This is a genomic window from Nocardia carnea (assembly GCF_029868325.1).
Classification (GTDB): Bacteria; Actinomycetota; Actinomycetes; order Mycobacteriales; family Mycobacteriaceae; genus Nocardia; species Nocardia carnea_C.
Genome location: NZ_JARWNW010000104.1, coordinates 16,703 through 32,873 on the forward strand (window position 1 = coordinate 16,703; position 16,171 = coordinate 32,873).

The 16,171-nt window shown below is 67.1% G+C and carries 14 protein-coding genes; 10 read left to right on the forward strand and 4 right to left on the reverse strand.

Going from position 1 to position 16,171, the window contains the following annotated elements:
* The first annotated feature begins 57 nt into the window (after positions 1 to 57).
* The 4 genes from QH196_RS07005 (at position 58) to QH196_RS07020 (ending at position 4,597) form a co-directional block, all read left to right on the forward strand.
* On the forward strand, positions 58 to 843 hold the full coding sequence (locus QH196_RS07005; protein WP_195054856.1) for an electron transfer flavoprotein subunit beta/FixA family protein: 786 nt from the start codon (positions 58 to 60) through the stop codon (positions 841 to 843).
* 38 nt (positions 844 to 881) lie between these two features.
* Positions 882 to 1,838, forward strand: a complete 957-nt coding sequence (locus QH196_RS07010; RefSeq protein ID WP_280414930.1) for an electron transfer flavoprotein subunit alpha/FixB family protein — start codon at positions 882 to 884, stop codon at positions 1,836 to 1,838.
* Between the two features lie 441 nt (positions 1,839 to 2,279).
* Positions 2,280 to 3,629: an NADP-specific glutamate dehydrogenase gene (gdhA, locus tag QH196_RS07015; protein ID WP_280414931.1), complete on the forward strand. Its 1,350-nt coding sequence runs from the start codon at positions 2,280 to 2,282 to the stop codon at positions 3,627 to 3,629.
* A 125-nt stretch (positions 3,630 to 3,754) separates the two neighbouring features.
* Entirely contained in the window at positions 3,755 to 4,597 is an 843-nt protein-coding gene (locus QH196_RS07020) for an SDR family NAD(P)-dependent oxidoreductase (protein WP_280414932.1), read from the forward strand.
* 69 nt (positions 4,598 to 4,666) lie between these two features.
* On the opposite strand, the gene QH196_RS07025 is transcribed toward QH196_RS07020, so the two are convergent.
* Both QH196_RS07025 and QH196_RS07030 read right to left on the reverse strand, forming a co-directional pair.
* Positions 4,667 to 6,301 carry an AMP-binding protein gene (locus QH196_RS07025; protein ID WP_280414933.1) on the reverse strand — a complete coding sequence of 545 codons (1,635 nt, stop codon included), beginning with the start codon at positions 6,299 to 6,301 and terminating at the stop codon, positions 4,667 to 4,669.
* A gap of 192 nt (positions 6,302 to 6,493) precedes the next feature.
* Positions 6,494 to 7,471: a helix-turn-helix transcriptional regulator gene (locus QH196_RS07030; RefSeq protein ID WP_280414934.1), complete on the reverse strand. Its 978-nt coding sequence runs from the start codon at positions 7,469 to 7,471 to the stop codon at positions 6,494 to 6,496.
* A gap of 101 nt (positions 7,472 to 7,572) precedes the next feature.
* Here QH196_RS07030 and QH196_RS07035 point away from each other — a divergent pair, with 101 nt between their 5' ends.
* Positions 7,573 to 7,968 (forward strand): RidA family protein, encoded by a 396-nt coding sequence (locus tag QH196_RS07035; protein WP_280414983.1) that lies wholly within the window; start codon positions 7,573 to 7,575, stop codon positions 7,966 to 7,968.
* A 244-nt stretch (positions 7,969 to 8,212) separates the two neighbouring features.
* Positions 8,213 to 9,412: a lipase family protein gene (locus QH196_RS07040; protein WP_280414935.1), complete on the forward strand. Its 1,200-nt coding sequence runs from the start codon at positions 8,213 to 8,215 to the stop codon at positions 9,410 to 9,412.
* Positions 9,413 to 9,738: 326 nt separating this feature from the next.
* Here QH196_RS07040 and QH196_RS07045 read toward each other — a convergent pair whose 3' ends face one another.
* Entirely contained in the window at positions 9,739 to 10,545 is an 807-nt protein-coding gene (locus QH196_RS07045) for an SAM-dependent methyltransferase (protein ID WP_280414936.1), read from the reverse strand.
* A gap of 138 nt (positions 10,546 to 10,683) precedes the next feature.
* Between QH196_RS07045 and QH196_RS07050 the strand changes: the two genes are divergently transcribed.
* The 3 genes from QH196_RS07050 (at position 10,684) to QH196_RS07060 (ending at position 13,647) form a co-directional block, all read left to right on the forward strand.
* Positions 10,684 to 12,816, forward strand: coding sequence for a putative bifunctional diguanylate cyclase/phosphodiesterase (locus QH196_RS07050; RefSeq protein WP_280414937.1), 2,133 nt, complete (start codon positions 10,684 to 10,686; stop codon positions 12,814 to 12,816).
* 59 nt (positions 12,817 to 12,875) lie between these two features.
* Positions 12,876 to 13,199 carry a hypothetical protein gene (locus QH196_RS07055; RefSeq protein ID WP_280414938.1) on the forward strand — a complete coding sequence of 108 codons (324 nt, stop codon included), beginning with the start codon at positions 12,876 to 12,878 and terminating at the stop codon, positions 13,197 to 13,199.
* A gap of 148 nt (positions 13,200 to 13,347) precedes the next feature.
* Entirely contained in the window at positions 13,348 to 13,647 is a 300-nt protein-coding gene (locus QH196_RS07060) for a hypothetical protein (protein ID WP_280414939.1), read from the forward strand.
* 200 nt (positions 13,648 to 13,847) lie between these two features.
* Here the strand turns inward: QH196_RS07060 and QH196_RS07065 are convergent, their stop codons facing one another.
* Positions 13,848 to 14,705 carry a LysR family transcriptional regulator gene (locus QH196_RS07065; RefSeq protein WP_280414984.1) on the reverse strand — a complete coding sequence of 286 codons (858 nt, stop codon included), beginning with the start codon at positions 14,703 to 14,705 and terminating at the stop codon, positions 13,848 to 13,850.
* A 110-nt stretch (positions 14,706 to 14,815) separates the two neighbouring features.
* Between QH196_RS07065 and QH196_RS07070 the strand changes: the two genes are divergently transcribed.
* Positions 14,816 to 16,120: an NAD(P)/FAD-dependent oxidoreductase gene (locus QH196_RS07070; RefSeq protein WP_280414940.1), complete on the forward strand. Its 1,305-nt coding sequence runs from the start codon at positions 14,816 to 14,818 to the stop codon at positions 16,118 to 16,120.
* The last annotated feature ends 51 nt before the right edge of the window (positions 16,121 to 16,171 follow it).

The following is a 16,171-nucleotide window of genomic DNA, read 5'->3' on the forward strand; positions in this document are numbered from 1 at the left end:
CTGGAGATCGTGCGACCGCCAATACAGGTAACCAGAACAGGAGGTCGACGAAGACCGATGCCGAATATCGTCGTACTCATCAAGCAGGTGCCCGATACCTGGTCCGAGCGCAAGCTGACCGACGGTGACTTCACCCTCGACCGTGAAGCCGCCGACGCGGTGCTCGACGAGATCAACGAGCGCGCTGTCGAAGAAGCCCTCCTGATCAAGGAGGCGCAGGGCGGTGAGGTCACTGTGCTGGCCGCCGGTCCGGATCGCGCCACCGAGGCCATCCGCAAGGCCCTGTCCATGGGCGCCGACAAAGCCATCCACATCAACGACCCGGCCATCCACGGCTCCGATACCGTCCAGACCGCATGGGTCCTGGCCGGTGCGCTGGGCCAGGTCGAGGGCGTCGAACTGGTTATCGCCGGTAACGAGGCCACCGACGGCCGCTCCGGTGCCGTCCCGGCCGTTATCGCCGAGTACCTGGGCATCCCGCAGCTCACCCATCTGCGCAAGCTCACCGTCGACGGCGAGAAGATCACCGGCGAGCGGGAGACCGACGAAGGCGTGTTCAAGCTGGAGGCGACGCTGCCGGCCATCGTCAGCGTCACCGAGAAGATCAACGAACCGCGCTTCCCCTCCTTCAAGGGCATCATGGCCGCCAAGAAGAAGGAAGTGCAGACCTTCACCCTGGAAGACCTGGGTATCGACCCGTCGACCGTGGGTGTGGCCAATGCGGGCACCGCGGTGACCGCGTCCACCCCGAAGCCGCCGCGCACCGCGGGCGAGAAGATCACCGACGAGGGCGACGGCGGCACCAAGATCGCCCAGTACCTGGTCGGCCAGAAGATCATCTGAGTCCCCGCACCCGCAGCAACTTCTAGGAGAACAGACAAATGGCAGAAGTACTTGTGCTCGTCGAGCACGCCGACGGTGCGGTCAAGAAGGTGACCACCGAACTGCTGAGCGCCGCCGCCGGCCTCGGTGAACCGTCGGCCGTGGTGCTGGGCGTCCCCGGCACCGCCGACAAACTGTCCGACGCGCTGGCCGCCGCCGGCGCCGCCAAGATCTACGTCGCCGAATCCGACGATGTCGAGAACTACCTCATCACGCCGAAGGTCGACGTGCTGGCCGGTCTGGTCGAATCCGCCTCCCCGGCGGCCGTCCTGGTCGCCGCGAGCGCCGAGGGCAAAGAGGTCTCCGGCCGCCTGGCCGCCCGGATCGGCTCCGGCCTGCTGGTCGACGTCATCGACGTCAAGGCCGACGGCTCGGCCGTGCACAGCATCTTCGGTGGCGCCTTCACCGTCGACGCCAAGGCCACCGGCGATGTGCCCGTGATCTCCGTGCGCCCGGGCTCGATCGAGGCGAACGCCTCGGCCGGCGCCGGCGAGAAGGTCACCGTCGAGGTCCCCGCGCAGGAAGAGGGCGTCGTCAAGGTCACCAGCCGCGAGCCCGTCGTCGCCGGTGACCGGCCGGAACTCACCGAGGCGAATATCGTCGTCTCCGGTGGCCGCGGTGTCGGTTCCGCCGACAACTTCTCCGTGGTCGAGACCCTGGCCGATTCGCTCGGCGCGGCCGTCGGCGCCTCGCGTGCCGCGGTCGACTCGGGCTACTACCCGGGCCAGTTCCAGGTCGGCCAGACCGGTAAGACGGTTTCCCCGCAGCTGTACGTCGCCCTGGGTATCTCCGGCGCCATCCAGCACCGGGCCGGTATGCAGACCTCGAAGACCATCATCGCGGTCAACAAGGACGAAGAGGCGCCGATCTTCGAGATCGCCGATTACGGCATCGTCGGCGACCTGTTCAACGTCGCCCCGCAGCTGACCGAAGAGGTCAAGAAGCACAAGGGCTGAGCGCTTCTCGCGCAGTCCACGCCACGGCGTGCCACGCCCGGCCGGTTTCTCCGGCCGGGCGTTCGCATTTCGCACCGAATATCCGGATTCCGTACGGGCACAGGGGTCCCCGAGGATTGTCACCTCGGGGAGCCACCGCGTCGGCGCGGACGCCCGCTTCCTGGTCGGCCCTGCCTCGCTGAGCACTGCGACGGGCGACCGGACCGCCGAGCGGGTGTGGCGAAGATTACCCGGCTCCGGACCGGACAGCTGTGGCGAAAATTACGCGTCACAAATCGGAGCGGCATCGTGTGTGGGCAGGTGACAGGGGCAATCGGGCCGAGGGTTAGGCTCACAACGGTGACCTTGCGGCGGTGAGCTCGTGGCCGGATGCGAATGCTCGAACGCGGCCCCGGTGGTCGAACCGCGCTGGGTCATCGACGATGAGGAGGTACCGGATCCATGCCCGTTCTGCATGAGGAGCTACAGGAGATCTACGACGAGGTACTTCTCCGCAATGCGGGGGAGACCGAGTTCCACCAGGCCGTGCACGAAGTGCTGGACAGCCTCGCCCCGGTGGTCGCCAAACACCCCGCCTATACCGATGCGGCCGTGATCCGGCGCCTGTGCGAACCCGAACGGCAGATCATCTTCCGGGTGGCCTGGGTCGACGACTCCGGCCAGGTGCAGATCAACCGTGGCTTCCGGGTGGAGTTCAATTCCGCGCTCGGCCCCTACAAGGGCGGGCTGCGTTTCCATCCGACCGTGAACGTCGGGATCGTGAAATTCCTCGGATTCGAGCAGACCTTCAAGAACTCGCTGACCGGTATGCCGATCGGCGGCGGCAAGGGCGGCTCCGATTTCGACCCGAAGGGCCGCTCCGATGCCGAGGTGATGCGCTTCTGCCAGGCATTCATGACCGAGCTCTACCGGCATATCGGCGAGCACACCGACGTCCCGGCCGGTGATATCGGTGTCGGTGGGCGGGAGATCGGCTACCTGTTCGGGCAGTACAAACGCATCACCAACCGGTTCGAATCGGGCGTGCTCACGGGTAAGGGACTCGCCTGGGGCGGGTCGCAAGTCCGCACCGAGGCCACCGGTTACGGCGTGGTGTTCTTCGTCGACGAACTGCTGCGGACCCGCGGCGAAGGCTTCGACGGTAAGAAGGTCATCGTCTCCGGTTCCGGGAATGTGGCGCTCTACGCGATCGAGAAGGTGCAGCAGCTCGGGGGCACGGTGATCGCCTGTTCCGATTCCAGCGGTTATATCGTCGACGAAGCCGGTATCGACCTCGAACTGCTCAAAGAGGTCAAGGAGCAGCGGCGGGCCCGGATCTCCCGCTACGCCGACGAACGGGGCCCCTCGGCGCGGTTCGTCGAAGACGGATCGGTCTGGAATGTGCCGTGCGATATCGCACTGCCCTGCGCCACCCAGAACGAACTCAACGGCCGGGACGCCGCCGTGCTCGTACGCAACGGTTGCACGGTCGTCGCCGAGGGCGCGAACATGCCCTGCACGCCGGAGGCGGTGCGGGTGTTCGGTGAAGCAAAGGTCGGCTTCGCGCCGGGTAAGGCCGCCAATGCCGGCGGTGTCGCGACCAGCGCTCTGGAAATGCAGCAGAACGCCTCCCGGGACTCGTGGTCGTTCGAGTACACCGAGGAACGTCTCGCCGAGATCATGCGCGGTGTGCACGATCGCACCCTCGCGACCGCCGACGAATACGGTTCCCCCGGAAACTATGCGGTCGGGGCGAATATCGCCGGTTTCATCCAGGTCGCGGATGCCATGCTCGCCCTCGGCGTCATCTGACCGGCCGGTCGGGTCGTCTCCGGGGATGAGACGAGCGTAGCCCCGGAGACCGATGCGGCCGGCAGCCGATATCGCGAGGATGGTGGGGAGCCCGCCGCCGGGGTGGGCAGCCGAGCGGAGGGCGTATGAAACTGGAAGCCGGGCAGGTCGCTGTCGTCACCGGTGCCGCGAACGGAATCGGTGCGGCAACAGCCGCCGCGCTGGCCGAACGTGGGCTACGGGTGGTCCTGGCCGATATCGAAGCCGAAGCGTTGGCGAAAACCGCTGCCGAACTGGGTGACCGGGCGCTTGCCGTGCCCACCGATATCGCCGATATCGAACAGGTACGTGCCCTCGCCGACCGGACGCTCGCCGAATTCGGCCGCGTCGACCTGGTTTTCAACAATGCGGGGATGGGCACGGGCGGACCGAGCTGGGAGGTCGCCCCGGCCGACTGGAATCGGGTCTGGGCGGTGAACATCGGAGGAGTCGTGAACGGTATCCACGTCTTCACACCGCATCTGATCGCCGCGGGGCAGGGGCATATCGTCAACACGGCCTCCCTGGCGGGGCTGACGGTCGGCCTTTTCGGTGCCCCGTACGCGGCGAGCAAAGCGGCGATCATCTCGATTTCGGAATCGCTGCGCGGCGAACTGGAGCTGGTCGCGCCGAATATCGGTGTGACGGTGGTGTGCCCGGGGCCGGTGGATACCCGGATGTTCCGGGGACTCGCCGAACTCGCCACTCCGCCGGAGGGTGAGGTACCGGAGTCGGAGGGGTTGCCGCCCGAGGTGAGGGCAAAGCTGGCGCCGATGATGGAGGCGGTTGCCGAGATGGCGAAGGAGATGATTCCGGCGCCCCGGGCGGCGGAGATCATCCTCGATGCGGTGGAAGCCGGAAAGCTGTACGAAACCACGCATCCGGATATGGCGGCCGCTGCCCGTGAGCGGATCGACACGATTCTGGAATCTTTCGGCACCCCTGCCTGAACCGCGACTTCGCCGGGCCGGCCACCCCGGCCCGGCGGAGTTCGCCATCGCGTCGGTACCTGCGCGGGATTATTCGTCCATGTCCGCGAGCAGCTCCAGAGCCTGCTTACGCATCTCCACCTTGCGTACTTTCCCGGTGACGGTCATCGGGAATTCGTCGACCACATGCACATAGCGGGGGATCTTGTACTGCGCCAGCCGGCCGTCGCAGAATGCGCGCAGCGCCACGGCATCGAGAGCGGGGGCACCCTCACGCATCCGGACCCACACCATGAGTTCCTCGCCGTATCTGGCGTCGGGGACACCGATCACCTGCGCATCGAGGATATCGGGATGGGTGTAGAGGAATTCCTCGATCTCACGCGGGTAGATGTTCTCGCCGCCGCGGATCACCATATCCTTGATCCGGCCGGTGATGGCCACATAGCCGTCGTCGTCCATGATCCCGAGATCGCCGGTATGCATCCAGCGGGCCGCGTCGACGGCCTCGGCGGTTTTCTCCGGGTCCTCCCAATAGCCGAGCATGACCGAATAACCCCGGGTGCACACTTCACCGGGCTCCCCGCGCGGCAGTGTCCGGCCGCTCACCGGATCGATGATCTTGACCTCCAGATGCGGACCCACCCGCCCGACTGTCGCCGTGCGCTGGTCGATACTGTCGTCGGCCCGGGTCTGGGTGGAGACAGGTGATGTTTCGGTCATCCCGTAGCAGATGGTCACCTCGCTCATCCCCATTCGCTCGATGACCTGCTTCATCACCTCCACCGGACACGGCGAACCCGCCATGATCCCGGTCCGCAACGTCGACAACCGGTAGTCGTCGAATCCGGGTTCGGCGAGTTCGGCGATGAACATGGTCGGCACCCCGTACAACGATGTGCACCGCTCCGCCTGTACCGCGGCGAGCGTGGCCGCGGGATCGAACGCCGGTGCCGGGATGACCATCGTCGCCCCGTGACTGGTGCAGGCCAGGTTGCCCATCACCATCCCGAAGCAATGATAGAAGGGGACCGGGATGCATACGCGGTCCTGATCGGTGTAACCGCAGATCTCGCCGACGAAGAAGCCGTTGTTCAGGATGTTGTGGTGGCTCAGCGTCGCACCTTTCGGGAACCCCGTTGTCCCCGAGGTGTATTGAATATTGATCGGATCGTCCGCGGACAGCCCGTCCTGTGCGGCGGCGAGCGCCGCGGGGTCGGCATTGTGGCCTACGGTGAGCAAGCCGGACCAGTCCGCGCTGCCGAGAAGTACGACCCGTTCCAGCGCCGGGCAACCCGCGCGCACCTCCGCCAGCATGGCGGCATAGTCCGACGTCTTGAACGACTCCGCGGCGACGACCATCCGGATACCGGCCTGCCGGAGCACGTACTCCAGTTCATGCGCGCGGTACGAGGGATTGATCGTGACCAGAACGGCACCGATCTTGGCGGTCGCGTACTGCACGAAAACCCATTCGGGACAGTTGGGCGCCCAGATTCCCACCCGGTCCCCGCGGCCGATTCCCGCCGCGAGCAACCCCGACGCCAGCGCATCGATCTCGGTCGCCAGCTCGCGATAGGTCCAGCGCCGGCCGCCGGCAACATCCACCAGGGCATCGTTATCGGGGAAAGTGGCCACCGTGCGATCGAGATTGTCGCCGATCGCATCCCCGAGCAGCGGCATATTCCACGCGCCGGAGGCGTAGCTCTTCAGGGCTGTACTCATCACCGGTCCTCTCCCGGCGCCCGCGCGGACGCCTGTATCCGGGGCCGTAGGCGTATCCCGTCCCGCCGCGTGACCCGTTGAGATAGTGATACAGGTCACTGCCGACCGGCCACCCCCGAACGGGGGTATAAAGGGCCGCCGTTCGGCAGCCTCCCCGGGCCGCAGGTGCGGGCGGGTACCCCGCCGGATTTCCTAGGTGATGGATTCGCCGTAGCGGGCGGCGATGGCGGCGGCGCGGTTGTGCAGGCGGACGCGCAACGACTGCGGGGCCAGCGCTTCGGCGTCCGGGGAGAGCTGCCACAGCGCCCATTCGGCATGGCGGGAATCCTGGAAGGTCGCCTCGAGCCGCAACCAGCCGTCGGTGCCGGTTTCTTCGCTGCGGACGGTGAGGGCGGTGCTCACCAGTTCGTCGCGGCGGGCCGGATCCACCCGTACCAGCACGGTGACCTGGTTGCCGCCCACCCGGAACCGCGTGCTGCGTTCCTGCCAGGCGCTGTGTAGATCGACCCGGTCCGGTCGCTGGGCGGGTTCGTGCAGTTCTTCGGCGGCCAGTAGCCGCGACAGGCGGTAGGTGCGGTCCGCGCCGGACCGGGTGGCCAGCAGATAGCCCTGGCCGCGTACCGTGACCAGCCCGATCGGGTCCACGGTGCGCCATTGCGGGGGCTGGTCCACGGCCGCGTAGTGGATACGCAATTTGTGCCCGGCGAACACCGCACGCCGGACCTCGGTCACCACGGCGTCGGGCACATCGTCGTCGCCCACCCGGCGCGCGAGTAGATCGGTTTCCGGGTCGATGAGCAATCGTTGGGCTGCTTCGCTCGCGGTGGTCCGGTAGTTCTCGGGCAACGCGTCGACCACCTTCAACATGGCCGATGCGAGCGCCGAGCCGAGTCCGAAAACCTGGGCACCGCGCCGTGTTCCGGCGACCAGCAGGGCGAGCGCCTCTTCGTGGTTCAGTCCGGTGAGCTCGGTCCGGAAACCGGGGAGCAGTGCGAAACCGCCGTGCCGGCCGCGTTCGGCGTACACCGGGACACCGGCCGCGGAGAGCGCTTCGATATCGCGCAGCACCGTTCGAGTGGATACCTCCAGCTCGCGGGCGAGTGTTGCGGCCGGTAACCGGCCGTGCCGGCGCAGCAACAGCACCAGCGAGACCAACCGGTCGGCGCGCATACCGGGAAATCTACCCGGAATACATGACCGAGGATGTCGTGATTTCCGGCGAGACTCGTCGGCGTAGGACTTCCGATGAAACGAATGGAGCTGAAGTGACGGTGCAACGCACGGCGGTCAACCCGGTGGTGTGGTCGGCGGAGCTGGGATTCAACCAGGGGGAGCTCGTTTCCGGGCACACCCGGACGCTTTACTGTTCCGGCCAGACCGCCACGAATCGCGACGGTAAACCGGAGCACGACGGCGATATGGCGGCGCAGCTGGCGCTGAGTCTCGACAACCTGGAGGCCGTACTCCGCGAGGCCGGTATGGCGGTCGCCGATCTGGTGCGGCTCAACGTCTACACCACCGACGTCGACCTCCTGTTCCAGCACTACGGTGTGCTGGCGGCGCGGTTGGGCGCGGCCGGGGTCGCGCCGGCCACCACGATGCTCGGGGTGACCCGGCTCGCGCTCCCCGGCCAGATGGTGGAACTCGAGGGGACCGCCGTCGCGTGAGCACATGACGACCGTCGGCCGGTTCGGGGTGCGGAAGCAGAGCCGGCCGACAGTCCGTGCCCGGGACGTAAGGGCGGGGAAACCGTCGGGACGCCGGCGCCGGGCTTCGGCTCAGGGAACTTACCGATTCGCTCCGTCGGCATATCGCGCCGTGCTACGTTCTAGAATGAATTTCAGTTTTATCCGTGGCGACCGGTGTCCGATGGAGCGATATCGCGCCGCCACGGATGGTTGGAAGCGTGATATGAGAACAGTTCTGTCCCGCCGCGGCACCGGGAAATGGCGTACCGCGATCGTGCTGGCGGCCACGGCCCTGGTCGCCACGGCATGTGGCGATTCGACCGAGGAACCCGGCAGTGCCGCGCCGGGCGCGCTGATCACCGCCACACCGGTGCAACTGTCTCCGGACTCTGTGGTGCCCGAAGACGCCCGGACCGAACGCATCACGTATCTTTCGCAATCCGCCGCCGGGCAGGAGATCCTGGTTTCCGGCACGGTAACCGTCCCGGCCGGTGAACCGCCCGAGGGCGGCTGGCCGGTGATCAGCTGGGCGCACGGCACCACCGGCGTCGGTGATGCCTGCGCCCCCTCGGCGCACAGCGTCGGCGGGCCGGCGCGTGACTATCTGGCCGTCACCGATCCCGTTATCGCCCGGTGGGTGACCGGCGGATACGCGGTCGTCGCCACGGATTACGAGGGCCTGGGAACGCCCGGCGGACATCCGTATATGAACGGTGTCAGCGCAGCGCATACCGTCACCGATATCGTCCGTGCCGCGCGTGAACTCGACTCCCGGATCGGCGCGAAATGGGCTGTGGCCGGACACAGTCAGGGCGGGCACGCCGCCTTGTTCACCGCGGCGCAGGGTGCCGAATACGCACCGGAACTCGACCTCGTGGGCGCCGTGTCCTACGCACCGGGGAGCCGCACCAGCGATACCGCCGAATATATGGCGGCCGGCGGCCCCGGGGTGCGTGCGGCACTACCGTTCCTGCCGGTACTGCTGCTCGGCGCCGAGGCCGCGGAGCCGGAACTCTCGGCCGAGGCGATGATCAGCGATGGGGCGCGGCCGTTACTCGATGTGGCACGCACCGGTTGTATGGACCAGATCAAAGCGGCAGCGGCCGAGGTGCCGCCCGGTGCTCTGTTCGCGCCCGGTGCCGATACCGCCGCGCTCACCGCGTACTTCGCCGGACAGGAGCCGGAAGAGCTGAACCTCACGGTTCCGGCGCTGGTCGCGCAGGGCACCACCGATGCCCTGGTCGCCGCACCGATCACCACGCAGATCACCGAGAAGCTGTGCGCGAACGGTTCACCTGTGGACTACCGGTCCTACGAGGGCGCCGACCACCGTGGTGTGCTCACAGCCGCGGGCGACGATGTCGACGCCTTCCTGAACACTCTGTTCGCCGGCGAGGACCCGGGCGCCATGTGTGAAGCATGACGAGGTAGGACCTGAGGTGGTCACCCGCCGACCGCCTGCGCTGTGCCGGGATCCAGGTGACGTCGACCGGGTAGTCGGAGCCGTTGTCGCCACTCGACGCCGGCTGCTGCTTCGGTGAGAACAGCGAAAAGCCGAGAACCCCGTCGGCGTAGCAGTTGCGGTGCCGACGGGGCGGGGACGTAACCGTCGGCCGATACGCGGGTGGTTGTCCGGAACCGCAGCGGTCGAGCGCAGCTCTCACCGCGCGGCTGTCACCCGAATGAGCAATTGGGCCGGCATTTTCCACGACCCGAAGCACCGGGCTCGACGGTGCGTGGGCGCTCGGATCAGTCCTTGCGGGCGACCGCGCCGTACGCCCCGGACCGTTCCGGATGTTCGCCGATATCGTCGGGGTGCTCGGGCCGCCACAACGGGAGGTGGACGAGCCCGGGATCGAGCATCGTCCACCCGGTGAAGTAGGCCGCGATCTCATCCTGGGTGCGGAGCACGATCTCCGTGGAGGTCCGGCCGGACAGCTTCTGGGCTTCCAGGACCTCGGCCGGCTGCCCGTCGGCGGTGGCATGGGTGATCGCCAGATAGCTGCCCGCCGGGACGGCGTCGCCGAGCCGGGCGACGCAGCCCGCCGGGTCGGCATCGTCGGTGACGAAATGCAGGACACCCAGCAGCAATACCGCGATCGGCTTCTCGAAGTCGATGAGGCTCTTGACCAAAGGGTCGGCGAGGATTGTTTCGGGCCGGCCCGCGTCGGCCTGGACCACGGCCGCGTTCGGGTTACCGGCCAGGATGGCCGTGCTGTGTGCGACCGCGACCGGGTCGATATCGACGTAGACCACCCGCGCCGACGGATTGGCCGCCTGCGCGACCTCGTGCACATTGCCGACCGTCGGGATACCGGAGCCGATATCGAGGAACTGTTCGATGCCCTGGTCGGTGAGGAACCGGACGCAGCGGCGCAACAGGTCTCGGTTCGCGCGCATGGTCTCGGCGACATTCGGGGTGAAGGTCTCGATCTGCTGGGCGAGCTGCCGGTCGATCTCGAAATTGTGCATACCGCCGACGAAGTAGTCGTAGACGCGGGATGCGCTCGGGCGATCCAGGTCGATACCGTCGGGGGCCCAACTCGGTCTGGTCATCGGTCGGTATTTCCTTTCGCGCCAACGTTTTCTGCGTCGGCGAAGCCTGGCGACCCGGACGGCCGTCATGGTATCCGAAACCGGTGGGAAGTGGGTACGTTCCACATCCGTAGTCGCTTGCGGCTAGCATCGGACCCCATGGGTTGGGATGCCGGGCCCGGTGCGTTACCCCAGGGCTTGTATGCCGACCTGGCCGGCCGATGGATGACAGCGCTGCGGGAGGGAACGCGCGATCACATCGTGCCGATGAGCGCCGCCGAAACCGCCGGCTTGCTGACCCGCCTGACGGCCGAGGTCTGTGCGGCCGCCACCCCGCGGCCGGACCCGGAGCGGGCGGCCGCGGCCGGTGCCGATCTCGCGCGCGCCCACCTCGTGGGTGATGAGGTATTGGGCCGCAGTATCCACGTTCTCGGCACCCACCTCGCCGGCATCGGTGTCCCGGCACCGCATGTGGCCGCGACGCTGGGGGCCTTCGCCAACGGCTACCTGCGCGCCTTCCGGGCCTGGCTGCTCGCCGAGCAGGAAAGCGTCCGCACCGCCGAAATCGCGGCCCGGCGCGCCGCCGAAGAACAGTTGCGGGCCAGCGAAGCACGGATGCGTGGCGTATTCGCGCAGGCCGGTGTCGGTACGGGCCTGTCGGATATGACGGGCCGGATCATCGAAGTCAATGCGGCGTTCGCGGAGATGCTCGGGTACCGGCCCGACGAGATGTGCGGAATGGTGGTGACCGACCTCGCGCATCCGGAAGACGAATCGGGGATGTGGGAGCTGTACGGGGCGCTGATGGCCGGCGGATGCGACAGTGTCCGGCTGGAGAAGGCATACCCGCATCGGGACGGGCACGCGGTGTGGACCAACCTGAACGTTTCGCTCATCCGGGACCAGCGAGGCGCCCCGCAGTACACCTTGGTGCTGGTAGAAGATATTTCCGAACAGCGAGCTCTGCAGGCGAGCCTGCATTACCGGGCCCACCACGACCAGCTGACGGGTCTGGCCAACCGGTCCTATCTGTTCGACGCGCTCGCCGAAGCGTTCACCGCCCCGGACTCGGGCGTCGGCCTGTGTTACGTGGACCTCGACCATTTCAAAACCGTCAACGACACCTACGGTCACGCGGTCGGCGACGAACTGCTGGTTGCCGCCGCGGCCCGGCTGCGGGAATGCGTCACCGAGCCCGGGCAGCTGGTCGCGCGGATGGGCGGGGACGAGTTCGTGATCCTGGTGCCCGACCCCACCCACCCCGGCCAGGTGGCGGCGCTGGCCGAGGCCGTACTGGCCGCGTTCTCCGAACCCTTCGAGATCAACGGTCAGCGCCTGCGCGTGGGCGCCAGCGTCGGTGTGATGGAGGAACGTTCGGACCGGGCCGACGCGGACGAATTCCTGCAAGCCGCCGACACATCCATGTATTGGGCCAAATCGGCCGGTCGCGGCTGCTATGCGGTGTTCGACCCCGACCGCGGCCGCCGCGAGCACGCCCGGGCCGAACTGTCCGCCGCCATCCCCGAGGCGCTGGCCACCGGGGAGTTCTTCCTCGACTATCAGCCGATAGTGCCACTGTCCGGGGACAGGATCGACGCCGTGGAGGCACTGGTGCGGTGGCGCCATCCCGACCTGGGAGTGCTCTCACCCGTCGAATTCATCGACCTGGCCGAGGACGACGGCCATATCCTGGCCCTGGGCGCCTATGTGCTCGGGCAGGCGTGCCGCGCCGCCCGCCGCTGGTACGACCTCGACCCCGAGGGCGCACCGGTCATCAGTGTGAACGTCTCCGCGGTGGAGGTGGCCGACCCGTCCTGGCTGGCCCGAGTCGAGAAAACTCTCAGCGAGACCGGAATCCCGCCGCAGCGGCTGCAATTGGAGCTGACCGAGCGGGCGTTCATGGCCGACGACGGGGGACCGCTGGCGGCCCTGCGCACCCTGGCGGACGCGGGAGTGCGTATCGCGCTGGACGATTTCGGTACCGGTTACTCCAACCTGGCCTACCTGGGCCAGCTGCCGCTACAGGTGGTGAAGCTGGCGGGTCCGTTCGTCCAGCGGATCCGCGACAGCGCCGGCGACACCGATTTCGTGGTGCTGGAATCGATCGTGGGCTTGACTCACGCGCTCGGCTTCACGGCCACCGCGGAATGTGTCGAAACCCGGTTCCAGGCCGAACAGTTGCGGGCACTGCACTGTGATACCGCGCAGGGCTGGTATTTCCACCGGCCGCTGACCGAGGAAGCGGTGACCGAGCTCCTCGAGCGGCAGAGAGGTGGTCAGCACGAGCGGTAGCGGCCGCCGGCTGTTGCGCTGCTGTGGTGGTCGAACACGGCCGCGCGGATACTCGAGGTATGGCGCGATATGAATCGCAGGCACAGCCGCAGTGGCGCGGTACGGGCCATCGGAAGTTTCCGCTGGCCGCCGAGGTCGATGGGCACTGGTGGGTGTTGCGGCTGAACCCGTTTCCCGACCACAGCTTGTGGACCCTGTTCGTCGACGGCATCGCCCGCTATGACCTCAACGATGCGCCGCCGAGCTGGGGCGTTCTCGCTCCGGCCGCCGCGCCTCTGCTGGACCCGTGGACCGCCGACAGTTTGCTGGCGCCGCTGCGTGGTTTCACGGTGTACGGCAGTGAGGCCGGGAAGCCATGTGACGACCTGTTCTGCTGCGGCTGATCCCGCGGCCGGTTCTCAGGAAGGCTGCCGGTTCCCAGCCGACTCCCAGCCGAGTGCGCAGCGTGGGCACAGGAAAGCGAACTACCGTCGCAGACATCGGAAAGCCGGTCACTCGATCGGCGAAAAATACGGTGTGACAAGGAGTTCCATGGTGAAGCTGAAACCGGCGAGCAGAGCCTTCGCCGCTGTGGTGTGCGGGGTAGGGGTCGCAGGCGCGGCCGTGGCGGGTGCCGGGGTGGCCAGTGCCCATCCCGGGCCCGGTGAGAAGAAGATCATCATCAATGGCCAGGAGCGGCCCGATATCGACCGGGTGATCCTACGAGAGAACCTCGGCCGGGACCTGCCCGGATACCAGCTGCCGCCGGGCAGCCCGGGCGTGATCATCCTGAAGAACGGAGAGGTTCGGCCCGTACCAGAAGGAGCGGTGCTGCGCACCGACCGGCGGTAGACCCACGACAGCGGAATCCACCGTCGTAGGACGGTAACGAGACAACCCGAGGTGTGGTCCCTCGCCACTCGGGTTTCCCGGCGGCCACTGCCCGGCCGCAGGAGCACGACCGGCCCGGTGTGCCACGGCACCGGGCCGGTCGTTCACGTGGCGTGATCGTGTCGTGGCGGCAGTGGAGGCCGGCCGCCCCGCCGAGCTCGCTACGCCCCGTGCAGCCCGTCCAGCAGTGTCGCGAGGATGGGGGTGCGGCGGGTGTCGGCGCGTAGTACTGCGGAGACCGGGATGCGCAGGCGCTGATCGGCGAGGGAGAGAGTGGCGATACCTTCGGTGGAGCTGTTCGCGTAGAGCGCGGTCCACGCGTCGGGGTGATTGATCAACTCCATGGTGGCCGTGTGGTCGGGGGGAATGGGCGGGCCGTAGGTGGGGCCGACGGGGAGGTCGGCGAAGGCGGCGCGGATGACGTTGTGGATGAGGACCTGCTCGGATTCCGGGGGGAGCAGGAGGGGATAGGCGCTCAATTCGGACAGGGTGACATCGGTGCGTCCGGCGAGCGGGTGCGCGGGGGCGGTGGCGAGGGTGAGGTCTTCCACCCACAGCTGTTCGACGATGAGGCCCGCCTGCTGGACGCTGCCGCGGATCAGGGCGAGATCGCAATCGCCGTCGGCCACGGCCGCCACCCGCTGGCGGAAGGGTTTGATGACGAATTCGATCTCGGCGCCCGGGTGGGCTTCGCGGGCGCCGGCGATAGCCGTCAGCGATCGTGTGGCGAAGGACATATTCGCCGTGAGCCGGATTCTGGGGCCGGTGGTGCGGATGGAGGCCCGGATCGCGGATTCCAGACCTAGCATCTGCTTCGCCAGCGGTAGTAATCTTGTGCTCGCGTCGGTGGGGACGACCGATCGGGTCGAACGTTCGAAGAGCTGGACGCCGAGGTCGTGTTCCAGCCGGGCGATCTGATGACTGATCGCCGACTGCGAGATGAAACAGCGGGCCGCGGCCCGGCTGAAACTGAGTTCCTCGCACACCGCGACGAAGTACGTGAGCTGGCGAAGTTCCATCTCCACCCCATTCATGACGAGATCAGATAAGAGTCATCTCAATTATGCGCCCTGAACCCTGAAATATCTGCGTTCTGGATGACGGTTAGTAATGAGTGAAGGAGGCTGTCATGCAGAACGTCACGGAAATCGGCGCCGGCGTCGAGTACGCGGATGTCGTGATCATCGGATCGGGGTTCGGTGGGCTCGCCGCCGCCAAGCAGTTGGCGAAGGCGGGCGTCGATTATGTCCTGATCTCGAGCACGCCGGAACACCTGTTCCAGCCGCTGCTGTACCAGGTCGCCACCGGGGTGTTGGCGTCCGAGGAGATCGCGCCCCCCATCGCGAACATCCTGCGCCGGCACAAGGAGGCGGATGTCCGGCAGGGCCATGTCACCGATATCGAGCCCGATGCCGCGATCCTCACCTACGAGACCCCCGAGGGCACCCGGCGTATCCGCTACGGTTCGATGATCGCCGCCACGGGTGCCAGCCAGTCGTATTTCGGACGTGACGATTTCGCCGACAAGACCTATTCGCTGAAAACCATCGACGACGCCAAGCTGCTGCGTGCGCAGATCGAACGTGTTTTCCGGGAAGCTGCCGACGCCGATGAGCAGACCCGCCGCCGGCTGCTGTCGTTCGTGGTGGTCGGGGCCGGTGCCACCGGTGTCGAGGTCGCGGGACAGCTGAAAGAGCTGGCGAAGCGGCACTTCCACCAGGAGGTTTCGGTAACCCTCGTCGAAGGCGCGGGCGCGGTGCTGCCGCCGTTCGGTGGCGGGCTCTCGGAGTATGCGAAGAAATCGCTGACCCGCAGCGGTGTGGAGGTGTTGCTGGGCACCTTCGTCACCGATATCGAGGCCGGGCAGGTCACCGTCAAAGACAAAGACGGGCAGCTTCGGCAGATCGACGCCGAAACCATCGTCTGGTCGGCCGGTGTGCAGGCGGGCGGGTTCGCGAAAATGCTGGCCGAAGCCACCGGATGCGAAACCGACCGGGCCGGGCGGTTGCTCATCAACCCCGACCTCACCGTCGGTGGTTACGCCGATATCTACGCCATCGGCGATATGACCTCGCTCAACGGCTACCCGGGACAATCGCCGGTCGCCATGCAGGAGGGGCGTCATGCCGCCGATATCGTCAGCCGCGATAAGCACCCCGGTACGCCGTTCGTGTACTGGGACAAGGGCAGTATGGCGGTGATCAGCCGGTTCAGTGCGGTCACCAAACTCAACGAGCGGATCAGCTTCCGCGGCACGATCGCCTGGTTCATCTGGCTGGCGGTACACCTGTTCTATCTGGTGGGTTTCCGTAACCGGTTCGCCGCGGTGCTGTCGTGGCTGGTGGCGTTCATCGGAACCGGGCGTCCCGGGTTCGACGAGGTCGACGAGCAGTGGCGGGGCGCGGTCCGGGAACCGGAACGTTTTGTCGCCTAGCGGCGGGCAGCCGGCTCGGATCGTCCAGCTCCCGCTACGTTGTGCTGTGGC